Genomic DNA, 25,346 nt, shown 5'->3' with positions numbered 1-25,346 from the left:
GCTCTCCTCGGATTAGTTGCTTCGAACTCGAAGCAGTTACCCAACCTGTAACTTGCTTCGAGTTCGAAACATTCCCGGGTACGATCGGTGAATGGCCGAGGCCCTTCACCCGTCGCAGATGCGCACTTACTTCGCCCTCACCGAGGCGGCGAGCCTGCTGCAGTACGCCGTCCAGCAGCAGCTGCAGGCCGAGGGCGGATTGAGCTACGTCCAGTTCGAGATCCTGGCCAAGCTCGTCGACGCCGGCCGGCCGCTGACGATGACCGAACTGGCTGATGGCGTGGTCTACAGCCGCAGCGGGCTGACCCATCAGGCCGGCGTTCTGCAGGCCGACGGGCTGATCGCCCGTGCGCCCAGCACCGCCGATCAGCGCGCGACCGTCGTGACCATCACCAAGGCGGGCCGCCGCCGCCTCGAGAAGGTCCTTCCCGGCCACATCGACGTCGTGCGCGGACTGCTGTTCGAGACCCTGTCGGCACAGGACGTCCGCACCCTGGGCAACCTCATGACGCGCGTCCGCGACCACATGCGCGAGCAGCCGCCCCGATCCGCCGCGCCGCGTAAGAGCCGCGGGTCCGCGCACTGAGACATCGGCCCTGACGCCGGCGACAACCGGGCTAGCCTCCGTTCATGGCCAAGCGCGTGGTGATCTGGGGTACGGGTTTCGTCGGTCGGATGGTCATTCCGGAAGTGCTGGACCATCCCGACTTCGAACTGGTCGGCGTGGGTGTCAGCAACCCGGCGAAGGTGGGCGTCGACGTCGGGGAGATCTGCGGCATCCCCACCGTGGGCATCGCGGCCACCGACGACGTCGACGCGCTGATCGCACTCAAGCCGGATGCGCTGGTGCACTATGGCCCGACCGCGGCGCAGGCCGATGCCAACATCGATCTGATCGGACGCTTCCTGACCGCAGGCATCGACGTCTGTTCGACCGCGATGACCCCGTGGGTGTGGCCGAAGATGCACCTGAACCCGCCCAACTGGATCGACCCCATCACCCGGGCCTGTGAGGCTGGCCAGTCGTCGTGCTTCACCACAGGCATCGACCCCGGCTTCGCCAACGATCTGTTCCCGATGACTCTGATGGGCCTGACTTCGCAAGTTCGCCTGGTCCGCGCTTCTGAGCTGTTGGACTACACCAACTACGAGGGCGACTACGAGTTCGAGATGGGCATCGGCCGCGAACCCGAGTTCAAGCCGCTGCTGCAGAACTCCGACATCCTGGTGTTCGCCTGGGGTGCGACGGTGCCGATGATCGCCTACGCGGCCGGCATCGAGCTCGACGAGATCACCACCACCTGGGACAAGTGGGTGACCCCCACCGAGCGCAAGACCGTCAAGGGCGTCATCCCGGCCGGCCACGTCGCCGCGGTCCGCTTCACGATCAACGGCGTCTACAAGGGCGAGACACGGATCCAGCTCGAGCACGTCAACCGCATCGGCCAGGATGCCGCCCCGGATTGGCCGTCGGGCACCCAGGACGACGTCTACCGCGTCGACATCCAGGGCACTCCCAGCATCTTCCAGGAGACTGCGTTCAGGTTCACCGACGGTTCCGGGCGCGACGCCGCGACCGCGGGCTGCCTGTCCACCGGGCTGCGCGCACTCAACGCCGTACCGGCCGTCAATGACCTGCCCCCGGGCTGGGTCACCCCGCTGGACCTGCCCCTGATTCCGGGCCGCGGCACCATTCGCTGAGTAACGTCCAGCGGCTTCGGATCGACATCTTTGGTGAATCCGAAGCACGGGGCTACCCGCCTGCCGGGTGCCCGGATTGGACGACATGACAGACCCAACAAGGCCGGCGGTCGGACTGTCGGTCGGCGCTACCACACTGGCCGCTGTCACCCCGGATAACGCCGTCACCGGCCCTGCCGTCGTGACGCTGCCCAGCGGCGCTGTGATCACCGACTTCGTCGACCGCGTCGGCGACCCGGTCGGCATCGTGGCGCCCGACGGCTCGACGCATCATGCAGAGACTTTGCTGGCCGATGCGCTGAGGTCGCTGGCCTACGCCGCGACGAGTGGCCGGCCCCTGCCGCCGACCGCTGCGATCACCTACCCCGCGCACTGGCGGCCGGCCGCGGTGGACGCCCTGCGGCGTGCGATCCGGCAGGTCCCCGAATGGTCGGCCGAGGAGCCGCTGTTCATCCCCGACACCGCTGCCGCGCTGACCGCGCTCGCCGCCAATCCCGGGTTGCCGACCCGCGGTGTGATCGCGCTGTGCGATTTCGGCGGCACCGGCACGTCGATCACCCTCGTCGACGGCGCCACCTCTGCGCCGATCGCACCGACCGTGCGGCACCTCGACTTCTCCGGCGACCTGATCGACCAGGGCCTGCTGGCGCACGTGATCGCGGAACTGTCGGCGGGCGGGACGCTGGACGTGACCGGTACATCGGCGATCGGATCGCTGACCAAGCTGCGGGCCCAGTGCCGGGCGGCCAAGGAGCGGTTGTCGACCGTCACGGTCACCGCGTTGCCCACCGAGCTGCCCAACTTCCGCGGCGACGTCCGGCTCACGCGCACCGAGCTCGACGGTGCGATGGGCCATGCGCTGAACGACTTCGTCGCGGTCCTGCAGGACACGCTGGCCAGGAACGGGGTGCGGCCGAGCCACCTGGCCGCGGTGGCCTCGACCGGCGGCGGCGCGGCGATCCCGGTGATCACCACGAGCTTGTCCGAGCATCTGCGGGTTCCGGTGATCACCACTGCGCGCCCCGCTCTCACCGGCGCGATCGGCGGAGCGCTGCGGGCCGCCCGCGGGCCGGCCGACGACAGCGCGACCGCGCTGGCCCCGGCGGCCCCGGTCGTTCCGGTGGCGCCGTTCGAACCGGCGCCCGGCCCGGCCACCGGAGCCGCGCTGGCGTGGTCGGAGGCGCCCGACGTGCCGGACCTCGAGTCGGCGGTCGAACCGATGCCGCAGGCAGTCGACCGTCCGCTGCTCGATTTCGAGCCGGACCCCGAGCCTGAGGGGGCCGCGGCCGCGACGCCCGCGTGGTACCGGCGCCCGATGCCCGTGGTCGCCGCCGCGCTGTTGGTGATCCTGATGGCCGGTGCGGGAACGGCGGTCGCGCTGAGCGCCGACAGTAGTCCCGACCCCGTGACCCCCACCCCGAGCGTGACCACCACCCCGCAGGCCGCGCCGGCTCCGGCCGCGCCGACCGGCGACCCGACGTCTGCGCCGGTGCAGGACCAGGTGGTGCAGCAGGCTCCCGCGCCGCAGACGGTGGTGCAGGCGCCCGCGCCGGTGACCCAGACCCAAGTCGTGCAGGCGCCGCCTCCTCCGCCGGTCACCACCGAGGCGCCGCCTCCGCCGCCGGTCACCGAGACTCAGACGACGACCGTCGTCACGACCGAGGTGTCCACGCCGCCGCCGGTGACCCAGACCGAGACGCAGACTGTGGCACCACCGACACAGCAGCCTCAGCAGCCGCGGTTCATCCCGACGATTCCGCCGATCCCGACGATTCCCGGTCTGCCGCAGATATTTGTGCAGCCGCCGGGCTAGGCTGCGCGACGCCGCTTCTCCAGCACGACCAGCCCCAGCGGGATGGACATCCGCGCCGGTGCGGCCGCCAGCTGAGCAGCCAGGGCGGCGTGTAACTGGTCGACGAAGTCGCGCCGCCGGGTACTGCGCCGGTCGCGACTCGCCCCGGCCTCGGCGTCCACCGCGGCGGCGAGCGTCGGAAACATCGAACCGCGAAGGAAGTCAGCCCAATTCGCGCCGAAGGCATCGGCGTCCTTGTCGCTCTGGAATTGCGACCAGAACCGATCCTCGCCGTCGAACAGCTCCACGTCCTCGATCGAGAGACCCTCGAATCGGCCGGACGGGTGGAAGGGCGCCCGAAAGTCCTTCTCGTCGCGGCCCGTCGACGGGATCGACATGCGCCGCATTTCCTCGGCGGTGATCAGGCCGTCACGGACGAACTGGTGCAGGGCGGTCATGATGGCGTCGAAGGCGGCCTCGAATCCCGAAGTGCCATCGGGCTTCAGGCCGACGGTCAGCACCAGCAGCCGACCGCCGGGCGCCAGTTCGCGACCGCGGAAGGCGACGAAATCGCGCCAGTCCTCGGCGGCTTGGCGGGCGTAGGCGCGACGGGCCTCTTGGTCGGCGCTGTAGGAGATCTCGACGTGATCGGGGATGGGGACCGGCACTCGGCGCAGCCAATGGATCGCCCAGGAACTCCAGCCCAGCGCGATGCTGTCCGACGGCAGGATCTGGCTGTAGAACGAGCGGCCCACCACCGAGGCATAGGTGGCCGAGTCCTTCTTCAGATAGCTGTCCTGGTCGTCGGCCAGGGTGCTGAACAACGTGGTGAAGTCGTTTCCTGGCACGTCGGTGTGGGCCACCAGGATCGCGTGATCGGAGCGGGTGCGCTTGCGGATGGCGCCGATCGCCGCGCCGATCGGAAGCAAAGAGTTGTACCCCGTTGCCGCCCCGTAGTCGACGATGGCGATGGGTTGCGGCGCCCGCGGGATAGCGACGATGCGCGCGGCGGCCTCGAAACGTGCTGTCGCGGTGCGTAATCCGGCGGCCTGCAGGCGAGATGACTCGGTGTAGGTGTGGCTGCCCATCGGCTGTGGGCGTACCACGATGCTCGATTCGCGCACGTCAGTTCCTGCGGCGGCGGTGCAACAGCAGTCCGACCACAAGACCCACCACCGCCATCGCGGTCAGCAACAGCCACATCGGCGATTCGACGGTGATCCACAGGACGTGCACCCGTTGGCGGTCGCGATTCTGGGCGATGAAGACTGCCGCCAGGACCACCAGGATGATGGCCAGCCAGTAGCGCAGAGCGAAACGCCGCACCACACCGCCGGCGGGCTTACCGTCGTCCTCCCTGGACATCGCAACCTCCCCGTTGTGTCAGAAGCTTGACGTTAGTCGCTGGTCGCGGATTCGGCGGAGAAGTCGGGTCGGTGCGCTTCTGGCGTGACACACTTTCGGCCATGGCCGGCACCAAGACTGTGTCCCGCATCCTGATGACCTCGGGGATCCTGATGATGGTGGTCGGCGCTGTCGGCTTCTTCGTCGTGATGATGCTCAACGCCTTCGTGCTCGACGAATTCGATGCCTACGGTGAGGTGCCCATCCCGGGTTCGGGTCACGTGCAGCTGCCGGCCGGGCAGGCGCAGATCAGCTTTCACACCTCGGTGACCGGTTCGCCGTCGAGCGGATTCCCGCTGCCCACCCTGCGAGTGAACATCGTGCCGCCGGACGGCGTTGCCGACCCGGTGCTGACCGAAGATCACGGCACGTTGACGACGGTCAACAGCGACACCCACATCCGGATCTGGACCGCCGAGATTCCCGCCGCGGGTACCTACCAGATCCGCACCGACGGCCAGGTGAACGGCTACATCAACCCGCGGCTGGCCTTCGGCAAGGAAAGCGGCTCCGGCTACCTGCCGTGGGTCTTCGCCGGCGTGTTCGGGCTGGGCGTGGTGGACCTGATCGTGTCGCTGTTCCTGCGTCGACGGCGGGTCGCCGATCAGCCGTTCGCTTTCGTCGCCGGGCCGTCGCCGGAACCCTTCATCCCGACTTCTCACTACACGCCGTCAGATCAGGGAGTTCGGCTCGAGCAGCTGAAAACGCTCGCGGCACTGCGGGATTCCGGTGCGCTGACCCAAGCCGAGTTCGATGCGGAGAAGCGCCGGATACTCGGCGAGTAGGCTGGGGCGCCGTGAAGGCTGTCAGCTGTGTGCACGGAAATCTGTCGGTGATCGACCTGCCCGCGCCGGAACCGTCCGACGGCCAACTGGTGCTCAACGTCGCCAGCTGTGGCATCTGCGGGTCGGATCTGCACGCCAAGGACCATGCCGACGAGGTGAGTCGCAATACCGAGGAGATGGGCTACCACCACTTCATGCGCAGCGACACCCCGGTGGTGATGGGCCACGAGTTCGCCGGGGAGGTCGCCGAGCGCGGCCGCAAGACGCCGAAGGCGTTCAAGGCCGGAACGCGAGTGGTGTCCTTCCCGCTGGTCCGCGCCCATGGCGGCGTGCACTTGACCGGGCTGTCGCCGCTCGCGCCCGGCGGGTACGCCGAGCAGGTTCTGGTGCAGGCGGCGATGACGTTCACGGTGCCCAACGGGCTGTCCCTGGACATCGCGTCGCTCACCGAGCCGATGGCGGTCGCACTGCACGCGGTTCGCCGAAGCGAGATCAAGAAGCGCGACACCGCCATCGTGATCGGTTGTGGGCCGGTCGGTTTGGGTATCATCTGTCAGCTCAAGACGCTGGGGGTGAGCACCATCGTCGCCAGCGACTTCTCGGCGGGCCGCCGGGAGCTGGCGGCCCGCTGCGGTGCGCACGTCGTGGTCGACCCGAGGGTGGAATCACCGTACGAGAAGGCCGGATCTGTTGGCCTGAGCGATGCCACCGCGCTCTACGAGATGGGCATGAGCGCCATGGAGAAGCTGCGGAAGCTACCGGCATGGCAACACGTGTACCGCGTTGCCGATGCTTTCGGCGCGGCCGGGCCCAAGCGGCCGGTGGTCTTTGAGTGTGTTGGTGTGCCCGGTGTGCTCGACGGGATCATCGGCGCGGCACCGTTGAATTCGCGGGTGGTGGTGGCCGGGGTGTGCATGGGCACCGACCAGTTGCGGCCGTCGATGGCCAACGCCAAAGAAATCGACCTGAGATTCGTATTCGCCTACACGCCACTGGAATTCCGCGACACCCTGCACATGCTGGCCGACGGCAAGCTCGACGCGTCCGCTCTGGTCACCGGCAAGGTCGGGCTGGGCGGCGTCGCGGCGGCCTTCGACGCGCTGGGCGACCCGGAGGTGCACGCGAAGATCCTCGTCGATCCCCGCAGCGCCGTGACGGCTCCCTAGGAGCCGTTCTTGACCCAGTCGTCGTAGTTCACCAGCTCGTCGCCGATCCGCGTGGTGTCGCCGTGGCCGGTGTAGACGACGGTGTCGGCGGGCAGCTTGCCGAGCTTGTCCTTGATCGATCCGAGGATGGTCGGGAAGTCGGAGAACGAGCGACCGGTCGCCCCGGGACCGCCTTGGAAGAGGGTGTCGCCGGAGAACACCGCGCCCAGAGCCGGGGCGTAGAGGCAGGTGGAGCCGGGGGAGTGTCCCGGGGTCGCGATGGCGTGCAGCTCGATGCCGTCGGCCTTGAGTACCTGGCCGTCCTCGAGAGTGCCGAACTGCTTGTCGCCGTGCGTCATCCGCCACAACATGTCGTCGGCCGGATTCAGCAGAATCGGTGCGTCGAGGTCGGCCGACAGCTGCGGTGCGACGGTGATGTGGTCGTTGTGGCCGTGGGTGCACACCACCGCGACGACATGACGGTTGCCGACGGCGTCTTCGATGGCCTTGGCGTCGTGGGCGGCGTCGATGACGATCACCTCGGAGGAGTCACCGACGATCCAGATGTTGTTGTCGACTTCCCAGCTGCCGCCGTCGAGTTCGAAGGTGCCGTGGGTGACCACCCGCTCGATGCCGCTCACAGGATCACCACCGAACGCAGGACTTCGCCGGCGTGCATCTTGTGGAAGGCGTCTTCGATGGCATCGAGGCCGATGCGTTCGGAGACGAATTTGTCCAGCGGCAGGCGGCCTTCGCGGTAGAGGCTGATCAGGGTGGGGAAGTCCCGTTCGGGCAGGCAGTCGCCGTACCAGGAGGACTTGAGTGATCCGCCCCGGGAGAAGAAGTCCACCAGCGGCATCTCGAGTGTCATGTCGGGGGTCGGAACACCCACCAGCACAACGGTTCCCGCGAGATCGCGGGCGTAGAAGGCCTGCTTCCAGGTTTCCGGGCGCCCCACGGCGTCGATCACCACGTCGGCGCCGAAGCCGTCGGTCAGGTCCTGGATGGTCTCCACCGGGTCGAGTTCTTTGGCGTTGATGGTGTGGGTGGCGCCGAATTCGCGGGCCCACTCCAGCTTCTTGTTGTCGGTGTCGACGGCGATGATCTTCTTTGCGCCGACCAGAGCGGCGCCTGCGATCGCAGCGTCACCCACGCCGCCGCAGCCGATGACCGCCACGGTGTCGTCCCGGCCGACGTTGCCGGTGTTCACCGCGGCGCCGAGGCCGGCCATCACCCCGCAGCCAAGCAGGCCGGCCACCGCGGGGTCGGCCTCGGGATCGACTTTGGTGCACTGTCCTTCGTGGACCAGCGTCTTGTCGGCGAAGGCGCCGATTCCGAGCGCGGGCGTCAGCTCGGTGCCGTCGGTCAGCGTCATCTTCTGGGCGGCGTTGTGGGTGTTGAAGCAGTACCAGGGGCGGCCGCGCTTGCAGGCGCGGCACTGCCCGCACACCGCGCGCCAGTTCAGGATGACGAAGTCGCCGGGCTCGACATTGGTCACGCCTTCACCGATCGCTTCGACGGTGCCGGCGGCTTCGTGGCCGAGCAGGAAGGGGTACTCGTCGTTGATGCCACCCTCGCGGTACGTCAGATCGGTGTGGCAGACGCCGCAGGCGATGACATCGACGACCACCTCGCCGGGGCCCGGGTCGGGGATGACGATGTCCACCAACTCGACGGGCTGCTTCTTCGACCGGGAGATCACCCCGCGCACTGTCTGACTCATGGGCCAAACACTAGCGCGACGGATGCCGAATGCGTCGTGCGTGTCCCGTTGGCGAGCTACGGTGAAGACTTGCTTACCGCGATCCGTCAAACCAGGTCCGACCTGCTGGTCACCGCTCGCGCCGCGTACCGCGGCGGCGATTTCGAGACCAGTTATGCGGGCTTCTCCCGGGCTGGTGCCATCGGTCCGCTGACCCTGGACGATCTCGATGCGATGGCGACATCGGCCGGGCGGCTCGGGCACGGCCGCGAGGCGATGCGGATGGGCGAACTCGTCTTCCTACGGCTGGTGCGGACCGACCCGAATGCCGCGGCGGGCAAGGCGGTCGAACTCGGCGCGGCGTGGCTGTCGAGCGGTGAGGTGACCATCGGTCAGGCATGGATCCGCCGGGCGCGCGGACTGCTGGCCGGAGCGCCGGAGACTGCCCTGTCTTCCCGGCTGGCTCATCTGGAAGCCGTGCTGGCGGCGGTCGGCGACGAGGCCGATCTTGCCGCCGAACGGTCGGCGGTGCTGCGGGAGATGACACTGGAGCCCGCGCCCGCGGTCGTCGGGCACGCGTATCACCGCCTCGGCGACATTCGCCGCCGCCGTGGTGACGTGGACGGGGCGTTCGGGGCGTACGCCCGAGCACTCGAATCCGGTGTCGTGCCCCAGCCTGGAGAAGCGCTATTGCGCTGTGCGCTGGGCGATGTGGACACCGCACGAGCACAGGTGCGGGCGGCGATCGCAACGGCTGACGTGCAGGAGTTGCCTCGGCTGCTGCGCGGCGCCATCGAAATTGCTTTGGCTGCAGGCGAAGTGGATGAGGCCGAGGATTATTTGCGTGAGCTGGGGTCTGTCGACGGCGACGACACGGTGTTGCGCGGGGCGGTGCTGGTGCGCCGCGGCCGGTATCGCGAGGCGCTGACGGTGTTGCGGGCCGCTCTGCGAGAGCCGCGGGTGCGGGCGTCGGCGGCGGCGCGGGCCGAGGTCCACGAGTGGATCGAGCGGGCCTACACCGGCCTGCTGACCGCATCCGCGTAGCCTGCTCGGGATGGCGACGCCACTCGACTCGATTGCTGACTGGCCGATTTCGGCCGCCTCCGCCGCCGTGGTGGGCGCGACCGGGGTGCTTGCCGAGTATGGCGACGTCACTCACCAATTCCGGCTGGCATCGGTGACCAAGCCGCTCGCGGCGCGCGCTGCGCAGGTGGCGATCGAAGAGGGCGTGGTGGAGCTGGATACTCCCGCGGGTCCGCCCGGCAGCACGGTCCGACATCTGTTGTCGCACGCCTCGGGGCTGGCGATGCATTCGGCGGAGCTGATGGCCGAACCCGGCAAACGCCGGGTGTACTCGAACTACGGCTTCCAGGTGCTCGCCGAGACGATCGAACAGAACTCAGGGATCGAGTTCGGCCGGTATCTGGCCGAGGCGGTCTTCGAACCGCTCGGCATGGCGGCGTCGCGGCTGGACGGTGGCGCGGCGGCAGCCGGTTACGGCGGGGTGTCGACGGTGGCTGACCTCCAGGCGTTCGCGGCGGATCTGCTGACTCCGACGACAGTGTCGGCTCAGCTGCACGAGCAGGCGATCAGCGTGCAGTTTCCGGGCCTGACCGGGGTGTTGCCCGGGTTCGGGGTGCAGCGGCCCAACGACTGGGGCCTGGGTTTCGAGATCCGGGACAACAAGTCACCGCATTGGACCGGCTTTGCGAACTCGCCGCGGACGTTCGGCCACTTCGGCCAGACGGGCACCTTCATCTGGGTGGAGCCGGACCTGGCGTTGTCGCTGGTAGTGCTCACGGATCGGGATTTCGACGAGTGGGCCAAACCGGTCTGGCGGGCGCTCTCTGATGAAGTTCTGAGAGAGTACGCACCCCACTAGCGCAACACAGGCCTCACAAGGCACAATAGACACGCACGACACTATTGCAACTCGGTTACGCCAGGTCGTTGGGGAAGACGTCCCTCGTAGAGCCGAAGGAGCAAGGTGATGCGTGCGTCGAACCAGTTCGCCGATGCGACGACTGGCGTGGTGTACATCCACGCCTCTCCCGCAGCGGTGTGCCCGCATGTTGAGTGGGCGCTGTCGTCGACCCTGAATGCCAGGGCGAATTTGAAGTGGACCCCACAGCCGGCCATGCCTGGGCAGCTGCGGGCGGTGACCAACTGGGTTGGTCCCGTCGGCACCGGTGCCCGCCTGGCCAATGCGTTGCGCTCGTGGTCGGTCCTGCGGTTCGAGGTCACCGAGGATCCCAGTGCCGGCGTGGACGGCGAGCGGTTCTGCCATACGCCGCAGCTTGGTCTGTGGGCCGGCACGATGAGCGCCAACGGCGACATCATGGTCGGCGAGATGCGGTTGCGGACCCTGATGGCCTCAGGCGCCGACACGCTGGCCTCCGAGTTGGACTCGGTGCTCGGCACCGCCTGGGACGAAGCGCTCGAGCCGTACCGCGATGGTGGCGACGGCGGCGAGGTCAGCTGGCTGAGCAGGGGCGTCGGCTAGTACGTGATGGTGGTGTGAGCCTCGTCGAGGACGGTCCCGCCGAACCGCTGGATGTCTTTGTTGATGTTCTTGAGCGCGCTGCCTGCGGTCTTGATCAGCGTGTCGAATGACTTCGCCGCAGCGACGTAGGTCGGCCCGTCGTGATTGCCGACGCCGAGGGCCCGGCCTATCTCGGTCCCGAGCAGTTTGGTGTCGGTCCAGGCGATAGCGCCCTTGTCGGTCTTGGACGCGTCGTAGGAATCCCACGCCGCCTGCTGGGACCAGTTGATGAGCTTGTCGCCCTTGTCGACGATCGCGAGAGTGCTTTTCTTCGAGCTGCCTCCGACCCCGAGATCTGTCAGGGTCTTTGACAGTGGCGCGCCGTAGGTGACCACCGTTGTGACAGCGTCTTTGTGCGTTCCGGACGCCGCATAGTTCTGCATCTGGATGCCACCGCCGCTGAAGCCGACCAACATGATCTCCGTCGGCTTCCATTCGTCGTACACGGTGTCGATGAAGTTACTGACGTCAGAATCCACCGTGCCGAACGTGACTCCGCTCAGCGCAGCCGCGAGCTCTGCCGCGTCGAGGTTGATCCCGGACGTGTAGACCACCATCCGTTTCGTCTTCTTGTCAGACCCGAGAACCAACTGCGCGCCGATCACGTTGCTGTCGTGCATGTTGCGGAACAGGTTGGATGCGGTGGGCGTCAACGTGATCGGTGTGACCTTCACGGCGACCGGCACGGTGGTGGTACCGCCGTGGGCATCTCGAATCGTGACGGTGAAGCTGTCGGCCTTGATCGCCGCGCTCGCGGTGGACGCGCCGGCGTCCAGTCGCGCCTGCTCGGTCGGGGTGTAGGTGAAGGTGCCCGGCTTGTCGCCGGCGACCAGGCTGCCCCGCGCCGGCGTGGACGTGCTGAAGGTCAAGGTGTCTTTGTCGGCATCCGACGCGGTGACGGTGACGGTGATGGCGCCGGTGATCGAGTCCGGCGTGCCGAGTTTTGCCTTGGCGCCGCTGGGCGCCGAGTTCTTGGGAGTGACGGTCACCGTGACCGGCATGGTCACCGTGTCACCCAGGCTGGTGGTCATCGTCACGGTGAACGTGTCGGTCTTGTCGGCCAAGGTCGCAGTGTTGGCTGAGGCGGCATGCCGGGCGACCGGACTCGGGGTGTAGGTGAAGGCGCCGGTGGTCTTGTTGATCGTGACCTTGCCATGGGCGGGCTGGGTGACGGTGAACGTCAACTTGGCGTTGTTCGGGTTGCGTACGGTGATCTTGCCGGTGATCGCCCCGGTGGACGTGTTCGGCAAGCTCAGCGAGACCGACGTTCCAGTGGTGTCCAGGACGACGACTTGATTGCTGCTCCAGTTCGCGACGTAAACCCGTTTGCCGTCGGGACTGACTGCGACAGCGGGCAATTGGTTTCCCGACCCGGCCGCGAACGTTTCGACGACGGCGTTGGTAGCGGTGTTGATCGCCGAGACCGTCTGGCCGTACTCGTTACTGACGTAGACGCGGTTGCCGTCCGGGCTGACGGCAATCGCAGACGGTCGATTGTCCGCGCCAATTGGGATCGTCTTGCTCACCGCGTTGGTGGCGGCGTTGATCACCGACACCGACCGGGTGCCCCAGATCGCGACGTACACCCGGCTGCCGTCCGGACTGACCGCGACACCGGACGGGGTGTCGCCGATCTCGATCGTGGCGGCGACGGAGTTCGTCACGGTATTGATGACGGAGATCGTGTTGCTGTAATAGTTCGCGACATACGCGCGAGTCCCGTTGGGACTGAATGAGATCGACTCGGGGGCGTCGCCGACGGCGATTGTGGCGGCGACCGTGTTGGTGGCGGTGTTGATCACCGACAGCGAGTCGCCGTTCCGGTTGCTGACGTAGATCCGGGTGCCATCCGGGCTGACGGCCACGCGGGTCGGGTGGCTACCGACCGCGATGGTGTTGGTCACCGTGTTGGTGGCGGTGTTGATCACGGACACCGAATTGGTGTTGCCGTTCGCGACGTACACCCGGGTGCCGTCCGGACTCACGGCGAGGCCTTCGGAGTGCTCGTTGACTGTGATCCGAGTCGCGACGGTGTTGGTGGCGGTGTTGATCACCACCACGGTGTCGCCGTGGTATCCGCTGGTGACATACAGGCGGGCGCCGTCCGGACTGACCGCGACGCCGGCCGGCATGGAGACCGGGATCGGCGCTATCGGTCCGCTGGCGTTGCTTCCCGCCGCGGCCGCAGCGGCGGGGGCAGTGTTGCGTGCGGCGCGGGCTAGGCTTCGCGGAGGCACGGCAGTGGTGGCTACGGCGAGCGCGAGGGTGGTTGAGTCGGGTGGCGGCGGCGCCGGGGCCTTGCGGGACGAACTGGCCGTCAGAGCGGTTGGTGTGGTCGCAGAGTGTGACCGAACGGTCTTGGCTGATGGCTTCGCAGTCTTCTTGGGCGAGTGTGCCGACGCCGCGGTGCTCGATGAGGCACCAGAGTCGGCTTCGTCGGCGTGCGCCGTTGCCATGCCGTTCGCGATCGCGATGCCCATGCCGGCAGCGATCGCACCGGCTCCAAGCCAGCGATACATCGAGTCCCCCAACCCCGTGATCGATCGCAACTCCGCTGGGTCGATATCGTTGCTCTCGTTTGCTGACAGGAACTTATCAGCTAGTGAGCAGATGTGGGGAGTGTGTCAAAGAAAGTTGCGGCCCGGTTAGAACGGTGGCGGCCGGTTGCGTTCGGCGACGCGGGTGTCGTTGAGTCTGCGTTCGGCCGTGATGCGGTGGGCGCGTTGAGCTGCCCGAGTTTTGCGTCGGACGGGCATCATGATGCCGATGGTGGGTGGGGGTTCGCGGTTCGGCGGTGGCAGGGTCGCGGTGGTGGTGTTCCAGGTGGGCATCAACAGGTGACTGCCTGGGCGGCTGGTGTAGGTGCGCCCGGTGGGTGAGGTCCAGTCGATGGTGCCGTCGGGGTGCTGACGATCTGACCAGCCGGGCCAAAAGGTTTTGAGCAGGTGGTGTTTTCGGCACATGCACGCGAGGTTCGACGGGTGGGTGGGTCCGAACGGCCAGGCGACGGTGTGGTCGACATCGCAATACTCTGCGGGTACATCGCAATTCGGAAAACGGCACGTCATGTCGCGCATCCGAACCCATTCATCGAGTGCGGTCGACGGCCGGTACTGGGGTTCGGGCTGATCGTTGGGGCGGCGCAGATGACGCACTTTCGCCCCGGCGCGGATGAGTTCCGCCACTAGTGGGGCGGGCGCAATGCCCCGGTTGCCGGTCAGGACGGCGCTGCCTGTCCGTGGCTGTGGCCGTTCGGGGTCGGCATCGGGCTTTTCGCCGTGCATTGCTGGATCCGGTTCGGCGTCAACCACATCGGCGTCGGCGAGTACGTGCACCACCACGCCGGCTGACCGGCCGTCCTCGCCGGGGGCGGGGCAGTCCGGGTTGCCACACAGGCAGGCCAGCCGATCTCCGCCGGCGCCCAGCACACCCATGGCGTCGGAGCGGCGCTGGGCGATGGTGCGCGGATCGTCGTCGCATACCGAATACGCGATCCGGGTCACGGCGCGCTTCACGATCTCTCCGTCGGTAGCCGAGAGCCGCCCGACGATCTCAGCTGTCCCCGCCGTCGCGTCGACGGTGATGACGATGTCGCGATCTCGTGCCCGCGACCGCACCCGGCGCACGGCACCCGGGTCGTAGCGGTCCACCCAGTAGTCGACCGCGCGCTGCAACTTCAGTGTCGACAAGGCGCCCCAGGTCGTCGCGTCCTCGGCAATAGCCTTGTCCACCAACGTCAAAGCGGCGCGATCTTGGATCAGGTAGGTGCGGTCGGTGATCGCCTCACACATCCGATAGCTCAGCAACCCGGCCAAGAACAGCTCGGCAACCCGCGGCAGCCGATGCCGCAACGACATCGCCATCAGCATTTCCGCAGAGGCTCGGCCAGTCGTCATCCCCAGAGCCGCGGACACCTCGGCCGCGGCGGCGTCCCACTCATCGCAGGCCCAGTGCGCTCGCTCGTCGTCGGCGCAGCGCCGTGCGACCAGTTCCGCGATTACGGCCAGCCGGCCCGCCGCGTTCTGGGCCTCGGCTCGCGCGAAGTCGACGATGGCCTCCACCACCGCCGCATCACTCGCTGTCCGCAACCCACTATCGAACACATGTTCGAGTATGGCAGAAGGGTACGACAAGTCGCATCCGTCTGACCTCAGGCGCCTAACCTGGGTCGCATGGTCCATCTCCACGTCGAGAAGACGATCGCCGCGCCGCCCGATGAGGTGTTCGCCTGGCTGGCCGACCCGGTGAACCTGAAGACCGCTCCGCTGATCCTCACGGCCGACTGGGCACGGGATTCACCGACCCCGGGTCTGGGTGCGATCCGGACCGGCTTTGCGATCGGCTTGTGGTTTCGCGAGGAGATGGTCGCCTACGACCCGCCGCACAGCTACACCTATCTGATCGTCGGATCGGTTCCGGCGTTCGACCACGAGGGCGGAACCTTGACCTTCGCCCCGGACGGCGACGGGACTCATGTCGATTGGGTGAGCACCTACACCCACCCCATTCGTGGCGGTGGCAAGGCGATGGAGGCGCTCACCGCGAAGCTGTTGCCGTGGAATTTCGCTGCGGTCCTGGATGGGTGCGCGAAGGCGCTGGAACGCTAGACGGGTTCCGGAACAAGAAGTTTCAGAGCGGCAGGAACCGCCGAAATCTCGGCGGGCAGCGGGCAGACATAATCGCCATCGGCGTAGGCGTTGATGCCGGGGGAGTCGACCGTGATTGTGCGGGCCCGGTAGGTGCTGACCTCGTCGAGGTTCACATGCGTGCCCTTGAACACCGTGGGAAACAACCGAATCAGCTTGGTACGCGAGGACGCGCGCACGATCGTGATGTCCAGCAACCCATCCGAGTGATCGGCACCCGGGCAGATGAGCATGCCGCCGCCGTAGCTGCGGGTGTTGCCGAACGCGGCCAACGTCAGGTCGGCGATGATCTCGCGCTCGCCGTCCAGCACCAGCCGAAAAGGCAACGGCCGCAACTGAGAAATCTCTGCCACCAGTGCGACGTTGTAGCGCATCCGGCCGTGCGGCCAGCTCATCCGGTTCACCCGATCGCTGACCAACGAGTCGAAGCCCGTCGCGGCGACCGTGCCGAACCACGTGCTGGACTCGTCGGCACCCGTGATATGCCCGAGGTCGACGGTCTCGGTGTGCCCGGCGGCGATCACGTCGACCGCAGCCACCGGGTCGGCCATGGGCAGCCGGTACTCGCGGGCATGGTCGTTGCCGGTGCCGGCCGGCACGATGCCGAGCGGAATATCGGTGCGGGCCAACGCCTGGATCGCCAGGCGGATCACACCATCGCCGCCGATCACCACCAGCGCGTCTGTCTCACGGGTCAGTGCCTCGTCGACCAGTTGACGGGCGTGGGCGGCGTCGCGTCCAACGATTCCGGTCACGTCGATCCCGAGTTCCTGAAAGCGGGCTACCGCGAGCTCGCCGGCATGGGGCGCATTGCCATGACCGGACTTGGGATTCGTCAGGACCGTGACGCGAGAGATCATGGAATCAGCTTGCCCGGGTTCAGGATTCCTGCCGGGTCGACGGCCTGCTTGACCGCCTGCAGCACCTTCACTCCCAGCTCGCCGATCTCCGCCTCCATCCACGGCCGATGGTCCGCGCCGACGGCGTGATGATGGGTGATGGTGCCGCCGGTACGCGAAATAGCTTCAGAAGCAGCGACTTTGGCTGCAAGCCATTGCTTGGTGACGTCGCCTCGCTGGCCCGCGACCACGGTGAAGTACAGCGATGCCCCGGTTGGATACACATGCGAAATGTGGCACATCACCAACGCCGGTGTCCCGCTTTCGGCCAGGGAAGATGTCAACGCCTCCGTGACCGCCGCCTTAAGCACCGGCAGGTTGGACCACGTGGTTGCCGTCTCCAGCGTCTCGCACAACGCTCCTGCCGCCAGCAGCGAGTCCCTCAGATACGGAGCGTCGAAACGGCCATGCTCCCAGGCCCGCGCCGGTGCCTCGCCCAGGGAGGTACCGCCCTGGGCTTCCAGAACCGCGCGGGTCTCGGCGTGCCGGCTCTCGGTGTGTGCGGCGCTGCCCTCGAACAAGGTGATGCCCAGACAGCCGCCGGTGATGCTCTGTTCGCCGATGCTCCCGGTGGTGGCCAGATTCACGCCGGTCTCGGCCTCGTCGGACAACCGCACCACGGTGGGCCCGGTGCCGATCTGGGTGACCGCACGCAGTGCGGCCGCGCCGGTGGCGAAGTCGGGGAACGACCATGCCTCGTAGCGAACGGTTTCCGGGACGGGATGGACTCGCAGGCGCACCCGGGTGATCACACCGAAGACACCCTCGGAGCCGGAGAACAGCTCGCGTAGATCGGGCCCGGCCGCGGTCTCCGGCGCCCGGCCGAGATCGAGCACGCCCACCGGGGTGACCACCGTCAGCCCCCGGATCATGTCGTTGAACCGGCCGTAGCCTGCGGAGTCCTGCCCCGAGGAACGAGTCGCGGCGTACCCGCCGATCGTGGCGAACCGGAAGCTCTGTGGGAAGTGCCCGAGCGAGAAGCCGCGTTCACCGAGCAGTAGCTCGGCGTCCGGTCCGGTCACCCCGGCGCCCAGTTCGGCCTGCATCGAGGTCTCGTCCAACGAGTGCAACGCATTGAGCCGGCGCAGGTCCAGTGAAACGACGGCGGCGAAGTCGCCGCGGATCGGGTCCAGCCCGCCGACCACGCTGGTGCCCCCGCCGAACGGCACCACGGCGATGCCGTGCGTAGAGCAGTAGCGCAGGACGGTGGCGATTTCGTCCTCGGTGCCGGGAAGTAGGACGGCGTCGGGTGCATCCTGATGAGCCTGCTTGCGGCGCAACAAGTCCAGAGTGGACTTACCGCCCGCGTACAACAGCCGGCTGTGGTCGTCGGTGCGGACGTAGTCGGCCCCGACGAACTCTGCAAGCGCATCGCGGTGCGCCTCCGGCAACGCCGACGGTCGCACCTCGACTTCGTCGATCGCGGGTGCGGGGATCTCACTTGCTGTCACGCCGAGAGCCTGCTCCAGCAGTGTCTTGATGCCGTCGGAGAGAGGCTTGGCCGCGTCGGGGTCGCCCCAGGCGTTCCAGGCCATCGGGGGAATAAGGGTGCGGGCGTCATCGCTCATGCGTTACAGTATTACAGATGCTGTCAATCAGTAACGACGAATCGGTGGACATCGGCGACCGGATCATGGCCGCCGCGGCCAGCTGTGTCCGGGACTTCGGAGTCGAGCGGGTCACGCTGGCCGAGATCGCACGACGTGCCGGCGTCAGCCGCCCGACGGTGTATCGCCGCTGGCCAGACACCCGCACCATCGTCGCGTCGCTGCTCACTGAACGAATCACCGGCACCTGGCGAGCCGTCGCACCGGGTGCACCCGGCCGTACCGGACTGGTCGAGCGGATCGTCGAAGTGGCTCGTCGTCTGCGGGACGACGAACTGATCACCTCGGTTCTGCGATCGGCTCCGGACTTGGCGATGACCTATATCGCCGGACGGTTGGGCACCAGCCAGCAGATCCTCATCGACCTGCTCGTCGACGCACTGCGGGAAGCCCAGGCCGACGGCAGCGTGCGGGCCGGCGACGTCCGCCAGTTGTCGGCGATGGTCTTGCTGATCAGCCAGTCCGCGATCCAGTCCGCCCAGATCGTCGAACCCATCCTCGATGCCGACGCCCTGAGCGCTGAGCTGTCGCATGCCCTGAACGGATACCTCGCCCCATGAGTGACCTCACCGCCCTCAACGCCACCCGCCGACGCGCCGACCTGACCGAGCTCGGCGACGGCGCCCACGTCGACGTCGTCGTGATCGGCGGCGGCATCACCGGCACGGGGATCGCGCTCGATGCCGCCAGCCGAGGTCTGTCTGTGCTGCTGGTCGAAAAGCACGACCTCGCGTTCGGCACCAGTCGGTGGAGCTCCAAGCTGGTGCACGGCGGGCTGCGATACCTGGCCACCGGCAACGTCGGCATCGCGCGACGCAGCGCCATCGAGCGCGGCATCTTGATGACTCGTAACGCCCCACACCTGGTGAGCGCTATGCCACAGCTCGTTCCGTTGCTGCCGTCGATGGGACGTGGTCAACGTGCTTTGATCCGAACAGGTTTCGTGGCCGGGGATGCGCTGCGGATCTTGGCGGGTACCAAGTCGTCGACTTTGCCGCGTTCGCGGCGCGTCGGCGTGCCGCAAGCGCTGGACATGGTGCCGACGATCCGCCGTGAGGGTCTCGACGGCGGCTTGCTGGCCTACGACGGCCAGCTCATCGACGACGCCCGATTGGTGGTCGCCGTCGCGCGCACCGCCGCCCAGAACGGCGCACGGATACTGACCCGGGTGTCGGCGGCGACCGCCAGTGGCACATCGGTCCGGTTGGTGGACGAACTCACCGGCGAATCGCTGGATGTGAAAGCCCGCGCGGTGATCAACGCGACGGGAGTGTGGGCCGGCGAAGTGGATACCGCGATCAAGCTGCGGCCCAGCCGGGGAACACATCTGGTGTTCGACGCCGCTTCGTTCGGGAATCCGACTGCGGCGCTGACGATTCCGATCCCCGGCGAGATCAACCGGTTCGTGTTCGCGATGCCCGAACAGCTCGGTCGCGTCTACCTCGGGCTCACCGACGAGGACGCGCCGGGCCCGATTCCCGATGTGCCTGAACCGACTCCGGGTGAGATCCGCTTCCTGCTGGACACGGTCAACACTGCGCTGGGGACAGCCTTGACGGCCGCGGACGTCAAGGGCGCATACGCGGGGTTGCGCCCATTGATCGAGACGGCGGACCGGCGGGCAGGAGCGAAGCGACCCGGGGAAAGTCCGAGCAGGACATCGGATCTGTCGCGCGATCACGCGGTGATCGAATCGTCCAACGGCGTGTTCAGCGTGGTCGGTGGCAAACTCACCGAATATCGGCACATGGCCGAGGATGTCCTCGACCGCGCGCTGGCGGCCCGTGCGATGACCGCGCAGCCGTGCCGGACGCGAAACCTGCCGTTGGTCGGCGCGGCCGCCAATCCCGTTGCCACATTGCGGACGACGAGTGATCTGCCGGGCTCGCTGGTGGCCCGCTACGGCGCGGAATCGCCCAATGTCATCGCGTCGGCACGGTGCAACAGGCCCACTGCCCAGGTTGCCGACGGAATCGACGTCACCCGTGCCGAATTCGAGTTCGCCGTCACCCACGAGGGCGCTTTGAGTGTCGACGACATCCTCGACCGGCGCACCCGCATCGGTCTGGTGGAGGCCGACCGGAACCGCGCGCTCGCCGCCGCTCAGGAGTTCCTGGCCACCGCCAATTGACGGCCGGTGAGAACCGACGCATAAACCGACTCGTAAGTGGGCACTCAACGTCCATTCACGAACCCGGAGGACGCGCCATGGCAGCGACACCAGCCTTGAAAAAGGCCCTCAACCAGCGACAACTACGGATGATCGCGATCGGGGGCGTGATCGGCGCCGGCCTGTTCGTGGGCTCTGGCGTGGTGATCGGGGATACCGGGCCGGGCGCCTTCATCACCTACGCGCTATCCGGTGTGCTGATCGTGATGGTCATGCGGATGTTGGCCGAGATGGCGGTGGCAAACCCGTCGACGGGCTCGTTCGCGGACTATTCTCGCGACGCACTGGGGCATTGGGCCGGGTTCTCCGTGGGGTGGCTCTACTGGTACTTCTGGGTGATTGTCGTCGGGTTCGAGGCGATTGCCGGCGCGAAAATCATCCAGTACTGGCTCGACGTCCCACTGTGGTTGTGTGCGTTGATCTTCATGGTGCTGATGACGGCGACGAACCTCTTCTCGGTCAAGTCCTATGGGGAGTTCGAGTTCTGGTTCGCCGGGATCAAAGTGGCGGCCATCCTCGCCTTCATCGCGATCGGCGCCTGCTTCGTACTGGGCCTGTGGCCCGGCAAGGCGATGGACTTCTCGAACCTCACCAGTCACGACGGCTTCATGCCGATGGGGGCCGGGGTCATCACCGTCGGAATCGTGACGGTGATCTTCTCCATGGTTGGTCCCGAGATCGCCACGATCGCCGCCGCCGAGTCATCGGATCCCGAGAAAGCCGTGGCCCGAGCGTCCAACTCGGTGGTCATGCGGATCCTGGTGTTCTACGTGCTGGCGGTGTTCCTGGTCGTGACGATCGTGCCGTGGAACGACGAGAATTTGTCCGCCTCGCCGTTCGTGGCGGCGTTTACCAAGATGGGCATTCCTTACGCCGACCACATCATGAACGCGGTGGTGCTGACGGCAGTGCTGAGCTGCCTGAACTCGGGGATGTACACCGCATCACGGATGTTGTTCGTGCTGGCCGCCCGCCGCGAAGCTCCCAAGCTTCTGGTCAAGCTGACACCACGCGGTGTGCCGGCCAACGCGATCCTCTTCTCGTCGGTCGTCGGCTTCGCCTGCGTCATCGCCGCTGCGTTCGCTGAGAAGACGATCTTCGCGTTCCTGCTCAACTCCAGCGGGGCGATCATCCTGTTCGTCTACCTGCTGATCGCGGTCTCGCAGATCGTGCTGCGCTACCGCCGCCGCGATGCGGAACTGACACTGAAGATGTGGTTCTTCCCGGTGCTGTCCATCCTCACCGTGGTCGCGATGCTGGCCATCCTGGTGCAGATGTACCTGGACGACAAGCTGCGCTCGCAGCTGGTGCTGAGCCTGCTGTCGTGGGGCGTCGTCGTGGTGCTGTACTTCGTCACCCGACGGTTCAACCGCAATCGTCCCCATGAGGAGCTGCCCACCGTCGAGACCGAGGTGGCGCGAACCTGACCTCGCGCGAACTCAGTACCGAACGGCACTCTGCACCAGCGGGGGATAGACCGTCGAAGACTCGCCGTCCACGGTTGTCCCGGCGAACTGCAGCATTGAACGCGTCGCCCCGTTGACGGCGGCCGGATAGTTCAGTGTCGGTGTGGATATCTCGTCGAGGCGCCGCAGTTGTTCGGCGGTCAATGTCACGTCGACGGCGGACAGGTTGTCCTCGAGATGGCTCATCCGTCGCGCACCGAGGATCGGCACTACCGTGCCGGGTCGTGCTCGCAACCAGGACAACGCCACCGCGGCGGGCGTGGTGCCGATCTCGTCGGCGATGGCGTTGACGGAGTCGATGACCGCGAATTGTTCATCGCTGGGGCCGCCGACATAGCCGGCGCGGATGGAGTCGGCGACGGCCGCACCTCGCCGGTACTTGCCGGACAGGAAGCCGTTGCTCAGCGGGCTCCACGGGACCAGCGCCATGCCCTGGTCAAGAGCCAGCGGAGCCAGCTCGCCTTCGACGGTGCGCGCCAAAAGCGAGTACTCGACCTGCAGTGCGATCAGAGGCGTCCAGCCTCGCAGCACCGCCATCGTCTGGGCCTGGGCGGTCACCCATCCGGGGGTGTTGGAGAACCCGATATAGCGGACGGTGCCCGCGCGCACCAGATCATCGAGCGTGCGCAGAGTCTCCTCGATTGGAGTGTTGCGGTCCCAGTTGTGCATCCAGTACACATCCAAATAGTCAGTTTGCATGCGGCGCGACGTTTCCCGCAGTTGCCCGACGACCGCCGACCGGCCGGCGCCGCCGCCGTTGGGATCGCCGGGGTGAAGATTGGCGAAGAACTTCGACGCCAGCACCACCCGGTCACGCCGGCCCGGTCGATGGGCGAACCAGTCACCGAGGATCTTCTCCGAGTGCCCGTTGGTATAGAAGTTGGCGGTATCGACGAAGTTGCCGCCACGGTCCAGATAGGCGTCGAGGATCCGCTCGGATTCCTCGACGCTGGAACCGGCGCCGCCGGCATCCTCGCCGAAGGTCATCGCTCCGAGCGCGAACGGGCTCACCCGCAACCCTGACCGGCCGAGGGTGAGGTAGTGATTGAGTGGCATGAATCGCTCCTTTGGAGTGGAATCTGATATACCCATCAAAGGAGAATTGCGAGTTCAGCGGTAGAACGATGCTAGCTACCTCTTGCACAATCCGATCAATATTGATGGGATCGGGCCTATGGATGTGCGGCGTGGGCAGTTGGCTGAACTGGGTGGCCTGATTGCCGCGCATGCCCGACCGGACATGCAGACATCGATCAACGGTCTGATGTTGTCGAAGGAGGTGGCGTCGGGGCTCCCGGATTACTCTCTGACCGAACCGCTCGTTGTGGTGATGGCGCAAGGTGGCAAGCGGCTCCTACTCGGCGAAGACCGCTACGAATACCGGGCGGGGCAATGCCTCGTCGTGACGGCCGACCTGCCGGTAACGGGTCGCTTCATCGACGCCGGCGACGGGCTGCCCTCGCTCGGGATGGCGCTGGTGCTACGACCCGCCGTGGTGGCCGAGTTGGTGCTGCAGGCGCCTGGGGTGCGGGCGGCGCGTGGCGCGGGGAGTACGGCGATGTTCACCACCGATGCCGACGCTGATTTGCTCGACGCGGTGATTCGGTTGGTGCGGCTGCTCGACAAGCCTTCGGATGCGCCGATTCTGGCACCGCTGATCGAACGCGAGATCGTCTGGCGGTTACTAGCGGGACCGTACGGCGACACGGTGCGACAGATCGGCATGGCAGACAGCAATCTGTCCTACGTCAGTCGGGCCATCGGCTGGATCCGGCAGAACTACGCCGAACCGATGCGCGTCGAAGAGCTTGCCCGGGTGGCCGGAATGAGCCCCTCGACGTTCCACCGGCACTTCCGGAGCGTAACGGCGATGAGCCCGTTGCAGTTTCAGAAGCGCATCCGACTGCAGGAGGCGCGCTCGATGCTCGTCGCCGCTCCTGGCGACATCGCGGGGGTCGGACATCGCGTCGGTTATGACAGCCCGTCACAGTTCACCCGGGAGTACCGTCGCCTTTTCGGCGCTCCGCCCGGGCTCGACGCCCAGCGCTTGCGCGCGTAGTTACAGCGGGATGTTCTTGTGCCGCCCGCGCCGGGCGGGTGCCTCGGCGAGCGCCTGCGTCAGCTTGCTGCGGGTGTGGGCCGGATCGATCTTCTCGTCGACCACGCCGATCTCGACCGCGCTGTCCACGCCGCCCGCGATCCGCTCATGCTCGGCCGCCAATTCCTCGTGCAGCGCTTCGCGTTCGTGATCCGGAGCAGCGGCCAGCTTCTTCTTGTGCAGGATGCCGACGGCGGCCTTCGCGCCCATGACCGCAACTTCAGCGTCCGGCCAGGCGAACACCTTGGTGGCACCGAGCGAGCGCGAGTTCATCGCAATGTAGGCCCCGCCGTAGATCTTTCGCGTCACCAGCGTGACCCGCGGCACGGTCGCCTCGCCGAACGCGTGCAGCAGCTTGGCGCCGCGGCGCACGACCCCGCCCCACTCCTGGTCGACACCGGGCAGATAGCCGGGCACGTCGACCACGACCACCAGCGGGATACCGAAGGCATCGCACAGCCGCACGAAACGTGCCGACTTCTCGGCACTTTCGGAGTTCAGGCAGCCGCCGAGGCGCAGCGGGTTGTTGGCGATGACGCCGACGGTGCGACCGGACAGCCGGCCCAGGCCGACGACGATGGACGGCGCCCACTTGCCCTGGAACTCTTCGAATGGGGTGTCCGCATCGAGCAGTGCCTCGACCAGCGGATGCACGTCGTAGGCGCGGCGGGCCGATTCCGGCAGTAGCGCGTGCAGGTCGGTGTCACCGGCCTCGGCCTTGGTGCGGTCGAAATGTCCCTGCTGGGAGAACAATCCGACCAACCGGCGGCCGCGCTCGTAGGCGTCGAGTTCGGAGTCGGCGACGATGTGGCACACGCCGGATTTCTTGTGGTGGGTGTCGGGGCCGCCGAGGGAGGCCATGTCGACGTCCTCGCCGGTCACGCTGCGCACCACGTCGGGTCCGGTGACGAACACCCGGCCCTCCTGGGCCATGATGACGATGTCGGTCAGGGCCGGCCCGTATGCGGCGCCGCCGGCGGCGAAGCCGACCACGATGGAGATCTGCGGGATGTAACCCGAGGCGCGGATCATGGCCTCGAAAACCAGGCCCACAGCGTGCAGCGCTTTGACACCCTCGGCCAGTCGCGCGCCGCCGGAGTGCCAGATGCCCACGATCGGGCTCTGCTCCTCGATGGCGGTGTCGTAGGCGGTGACGATGTGCTGGCAGCCCTCCACGCCCATGGCGCCACCCATGACGGTGCCGTCGGTGCAGAAGGCGATCGTGCGCACACCGTTGACGGTGCCGGCGGCGGCGAGCACACCGGAGCGGTCACGCTCGTGCAGCAGCTGCACGCTGCCGTCGTCGAAGAACGTGGACAGCCGCAGCAGCGGGTCGCGAGGGTCGAGTGATTCGCCGACCGTCTCAGGGGCCATGATCGTCATCTAAAC

General features: G+C 67.1%; 22 protein-coding genes and 1 pseudogene. 13 read left to right on the top strand and 10 right to left on the bottom strand.

Annotated elements, in window-relative coordinates:
- Positions 1–91 precede the first annotated feature (91 nt).
- From G6N32_RS17110 to G6N32_RS17100, 3 genes are all read left to right on the top strand, one after another.
- Positions 92–586, top strand: coding sequence for a MarR family winged helix-turn-helix transcriptional regulator (locus G6N32_RS17110; protein ID WP_115320602.1), 495 nt, complete (start codon positions 92–94; stop codon positions 584–586).
- Positions 587–630: 44 nt separating this feature from the next.
- A complete protein-coding gene (locus tag G6N32_RS17105) occupies positions 631–1,701 on the top strand; it encodes an NAD(P)H-dependent amine dehydrogenase family protein (RefSeq protein ID WP_115320601.1) in 1,071 nt (356 codons plus the stop codon).
- Between the two features lie 85 nt (positions 1,702–1,786).
- Complete coding sequence (locus G6N32_RS17100; protein ID WP_115321330.1) at positions 1,787–3,514, top strand: Hsp70 family protein; 1,728 nt, start codon at positions 1,787–1,789, stop codon at positions 3,512–3,514.
- Here G6N32_RS17100 and G6N32_RS17095 read toward each other — a convergent pair.
- Positions 3,511–4,617 carry a class I SAM-dependent methyltransferase gene (locus G6N32_RS17095; RefSeq protein ID WP_170310600.1) on the bottom strand — a complete coding sequence of 369 codons (1,107 nt, stop codon included), beginning with the start codon at positions 4,615–4,617 and terminating at the stop codon, positions 3,511–3,513. The two genes, G6N32_RS17100 and G6N32_RS17095, sit on opposite strands and share 4 nt — an antisense overlap.
- A gap of 1 nt (position 4,618) precedes the next feature.
- Positions 4,619–4,858 (bottom strand): DUF1049 domain-containing protein, encoded by a 240-nt coding sequence (locus G6N32_RS17090; protein WP_102805551.1) that lies wholly within the window; start codon positions 4,856–4,858, stop codon positions 4,619–4,621.
- 101 nt (positions 4,859–4,959) lie between these two features.
- On the opposite strand from G6N32_RS17090, the gene G6N32_RS17085 reads away from it, so the two are divergent.
- Positions 4,960–5,682 carry an SHOCT domain-containing protein gene (locus G6N32_RS17085; RefSeq protein ID WP_115320600.1) on the top strand — a complete coding sequence of 241 codons (723 nt, stop codon included), beginning with the start codon at positions 4,960–4,962 and terminating at the stop codon, positions 5,680–5,682.
- 11 nt (positions 5,683–5,693) lie between these two features.
- Positions 5,694–6,848 (top strand): zinc-binding dehydrogenase, encoded by a 1,155-nt coding sequence (locus G6N32_RS17080; RefSeq protein ID WP_115320599.1) that lies wholly within the window; start codon positions 5,694–5,696, stop codon positions 6,846–6,848.
- Here the strand turns inward: G6N32_RS17080 and G6N32_RS17075 are convergent.
- Complete coding sequence (locus G6N32_RS17075) at positions 6,845–7,468, bottom strand: MBL fold metallo-hydrolase (protein WP_115320598.1); 624 nt, start codon at positions 7,466–7,468, stop codon at positions 6,845–6,847. The genes G6N32_RS17080 and G6N32_RS17075 overlap by 4 nt on opposite strands.
- A complete protein-coding gene (locus tag G6N32_RS17070) occupies positions 7,465–8,550 on the bottom strand; it encodes an S-(hydroxymethyl)mycothiol dehydrogenase (RefSeq protein WP_115320597.1) in 1,086 nt (361 codons plus the stop codon). Before G6N32_RS17070 ends, G6N32_RS17075 begins: the two co-directional genes overlap by 4 nt.
- A gap of 69 nt (positions 8,551–8,619) precedes the next feature.
- Here G6N32_RS17070 and G6N32_RS17065 point away from each other — a divergent pair, with 69 nt between their 5' ends.
- The 3 genes from G6N32_RS17065 to G6N32_RS17055 all read left to right on the top strand — a co-directional run bounded on the left by G6N32_RS17065 (position 8,620) and on the right by G6N32_RS17055 (position 11,032).
- Positions 8,620–9,573, top strand: coding sequence for a tetratricopeptide repeat protein (locus G6N32_RS17065; RefSeq protein ID WP_147292044.1), 954 nt, complete (start codon positions 8,620–8,622; stop codon positions 9,571–9,573).
- A 10-nt stretch (positions 9,574–9,583) separates the two neighbouring features.
- A complete protein-coding gene (locus tag G6N32_RS17060) occupies positions 9,584–10,411 on the top strand; it encodes a serine hydrolase domain-containing protein (RefSeq protein WP_115320595.1) in 828 nt (275 codons plus the stop codon).
- Between the two features lie 108 nt (positions 10,412–10,519).
- Positions 10,520–11,032, top strand: a complete 513-nt coding sequence (locus G6N32_RS17055; RefSeq protein ID WP_036344566.1) for a DUF3145 domain-containing protein — start codon at positions 10,520–10,522, stop codon at positions 11,030–11,032.
- Here G6N32_RS17055 and G6N32_RS17050 read toward each other — a convergent pair.
- Complete coding sequence (locus G6N32_RS17050; protein ID WP_115320594.1) at positions 11,029–13,590, bottom strand: beta-propeller fold lactonase family protein; 2,562 nt, start codon at positions 13,588–13,590, stop codon at positions 11,029–11,031. The genes G6N32_RS17055 and G6N32_RS17050 overlap by 4 nt on opposite strands.
- A gap of 126 nt (positions 13,591–13,716) precedes the next feature.
- Positions 13,717–15,159, bottom strand: coding sequence for an HNH endonuclease signature motif containing protein (locus G6N32_RS17045; RefSeq protein WP_232077150.1), 1,443 nt, complete (start codon positions 15,157–15,159; stop codon positions 13,717–13,719).
- Between the two features lie 84 nt (positions 15,160–15,243).
- Here G6N32_RS17045 and G6N32_RS17040 point away from each other — a divergent pair, with 84 nt between their 5' ends.
- The gene (locus G6N32_RS17040) at positions 15,244–15,678 is read left to right on the top strand and encodes an SRPBCC family protein (RefSeq protein WP_115320592.1); all 435 of its coding nucleotides are present in this window, start codon (positions 15,244–15,246) and stop codon (positions 15,676–15,678) included.
- Here G6N32_RS17040 and G6N32_RS17035 read toward each other — a convergent pair.
- Positions 15,675–16,577 carry a diacylglycerol kinase gene (locus G6N32_RS17035; protein ID WP_115320591.1) on the bottom strand — a complete coding sequence of 301 codons (903 nt, stop codon included), beginning with the start codon at positions 16,575–16,577 and terminating at the stop codon, positions 15,675–15,677. The genes G6N32_RS17040 and G6N32_RS17035 overlap by 4 nt on opposite strands.
- Positions 16,574–18,151 carry an FAD-binding oxidoreductase gene (locus G6N32_RS17030; RefSeq protein WP_115321326.1) on the bottom strand — a complete coding sequence of 526 codons (1,578 nt, stop codon included), beginning with the start codon at positions 18,149–18,151 and terminating at the stop codon, positions 16,574–16,576. The genes G6N32_RS17035 and G6N32_RS17030 overlap by 4 nt, the downstream gene beginning before the upstream one ends.
- 50 nt (positions 18,152–18,201) lie before the next feature.
- Here G6N32_RS17030 and G6N32_RS17025 point away from each other — a divergent pair, with 50 nt between their 5' ends.
- From G6N32_RS17025 to G6N32_RS17015, 3 genes and pseudogenes are all read left to right on the top strand, one after another.
- Positions 18,202–18,783, top strand: a complete 582-nt coding sequence (locus G6N32_RS17025; RefSeq protein ID WP_115320590.1) for a TetR/AcrR family transcriptional regulator — start codon at positions 18,202–18,204, stop codon at positions 18,781–18,783.
- Complete coding sequence (locus G6N32_RS17020) at positions 18,780–20,354, top strand: glycerol-3-phosphate dehydrogenase/oxidase (protein WP_115320589.1); 1,575 nt, start codon at positions 18,780–18,782, stop codon at positions 20,352–20,354. Before G6N32_RS17025 ends, G6N32_RS17020 begins: the two co-directional genes overlap by 4 nt.
- Positions 20,355–20,431: 77 nt before the next feature.
- Positions 20,432–21,775 (top strand): annotated as a pseudogene (locus tag G6N32_RS17015) (amino acid permease); the annotation flags it as partial.
- 57 nt (positions 21,776–21,832) lie between these two features.
- Here G6N32_RS17015 and G6N32_RS17010 read toward each other — a convergent pair.
- Complete coding sequence (locus G6N32_RS17010) at positions 21,833–22,915, bottom strand: aldo/keto reductase (protein WP_115320587.1); 1,083 nt, start codon at positions 22,913–22,915, stop codon at positions 21,833–21,835.
- 118 nt (positions 22,916–23,033) lie between these two features.
- Here G6N32_RS17010 and G6N32_RS17005 point away from each other — a divergent pair, with 118 nt between their 5' ends.
- On the top strand, positions 23,034–23,918 hold the full coding sequence (locus G6N32_RS17005; protein WP_115320586.1) for an AraC family transcriptional regulator: 885 nt from the start codon (positions 23,034–23,036) through the stop codon (positions 23,916–23,918).
- On the opposite strand, the gene G6N32_RS17000 is transcribed toward G6N32_RS17005, so the two are convergent.
- Positions 23,919–25,340, bottom strand: coding sequence for an acyl-CoA carboxylase subunit beta (locus tag G6N32_RS17000; RefSeq protein WP_115320585.1), 1,422 nt, complete (start codon positions 25,338–25,340; stop codon positions 23,919–23,921).
- Positions 25,341–25,346: the final 6 nt, after the last annotated feature.

Source organism: Mycolicibacterium aichiense (assembly GCF_010726245.1).
GTDB classification, from domain to species: domain Bacteria; phylum Actinomycetota; class Actinomycetes; order Mycobacteriales; family Mycobacteriaceae; genus Mycobacterium; species Mycobacterium aichiense.
Note: the sequence above shows the minus strand (reverse complement) of the source record. Positions and strands in the feature narration are given on the sequence as shown.

Bases quoted from the DNA above. Each gene is read 5' to 3' on its own strand.
- G6N32_RS17110 (WP_115320602.1), top strand. From the start codon at position 92: ATGGCCGAGGCCCTTCACCCGTCGCAGATGCGCACTTACTTCGCCCTC.
- G6N32_RS17105 (WP_115320601.1), top strand. From the start codon at position 631: ATGGCCAAGCGCGTGGTGATCTGGGGTACGGGTTTCGTCGGTCGGATG.
- G6N32_RS17100 (WP_115321330.1), top strand. From the start codon at position 1,787: ATGACAGACCCAACAAGGCCGGCGGTCGGACTGTCGGTCGGCGCTACC.
- G6N32_RS17090 (WP_102805551.1), bottom strand. From the start codon at position 4,858: ATGTCCAGGGAGGACGACGGTAAGCCCGCCGGCGGTGTGGTGCGGCGT.
- G6N32_RS17085 (WP_115320600.1), top strand. From the start codon at position 4,960: ATGGCCGGCACCAAGACTGTGTCCCGCATCCTGATGACCTCGGGGATC.
- G6N32_RS17070 (WP_115320597.1), bottom strand. From the start codon at position 8,550: ATGAGTCAGACAGTGCGCGGGGTGATCTCCCGGTCGAAGAAGCAGCCC.
- G6N32_RS17060 (WP_115320595.1), top strand. From the start codon at position 9,584: ATGGCGACGCCACTCGACTCGATTGCTGACTGGCCGATTTCGGCCGCC.
- G6N32_RS17055 (WP_036344566.1), top strand. From the start codon at position 10,520: ATGCGTGCGTCGAACCAGTTCGCCGATGCGACGACTGGCGTGGTGTAC.
- G6N32_RS17050 (WP_115320594.1), bottom strand. From the start codon at position 13,590: ATGTATCGCTGGCTTGGAGCCGGTGCGATCGCTGCCGGCATGGGCATC.
- G6N32_RS17040 (WP_115320592.1), top strand. From the start codon at position 15,244: ATGGTCCATCTCCACGTCGAGAAGACGATCGCCGCGCCGCCCGATGAG.
- G6N32_RS17035 (WP_115320591.1), bottom strand. From the start codon at position 16,577: ATGATCTCTCGCGTCACGGTCCTGACGAATCCCAAGTCCGGTCATGGC.
- G6N32_RS17030 (WP_115321326.1), bottom strand. From the start codon at position 18,151: ATGGCCTGGAACGCCTGGGGCGACCCCGACGCGGCCAAGCCTCTCTCC.
- G6N32_RS17025 (WP_115320590.1), top strand. From the start codon at position 18,202: ATGCTGTCAATCAGTAACGACGAATCGGTGGACATCGGCGACCGGATC.
- G6N32_RS17020 (WP_115320589.1), top strand. From the start codon at position 18,780: ATGAGTGACCTCACCGCCCTCAACGCCACCCGCCGACGCGCCGACCTG.
- G6N32_RS17010 (WP_115320587.1), bottom strand. From the start codon at position 22,915: ATGCCACTCAATCACTACCTCACCCTCGGCCGGTCAGGGTTGCGGGTG.
- G6N32_RS17005 (WP_115320586.1), top strand. From the start codon at position 23,034: ATGGATGTGCGGCGTGGGCAGTTGGCTGAACTGGGTGGCCTGATTGCC.
- G6N32_RS17000 (WP_115320585.1), bottom strand. From the start codon at position 25,340: ATGACGATCATGGCCCCTGAGACGGTCGGCGAATCACTCGACCCTCGC.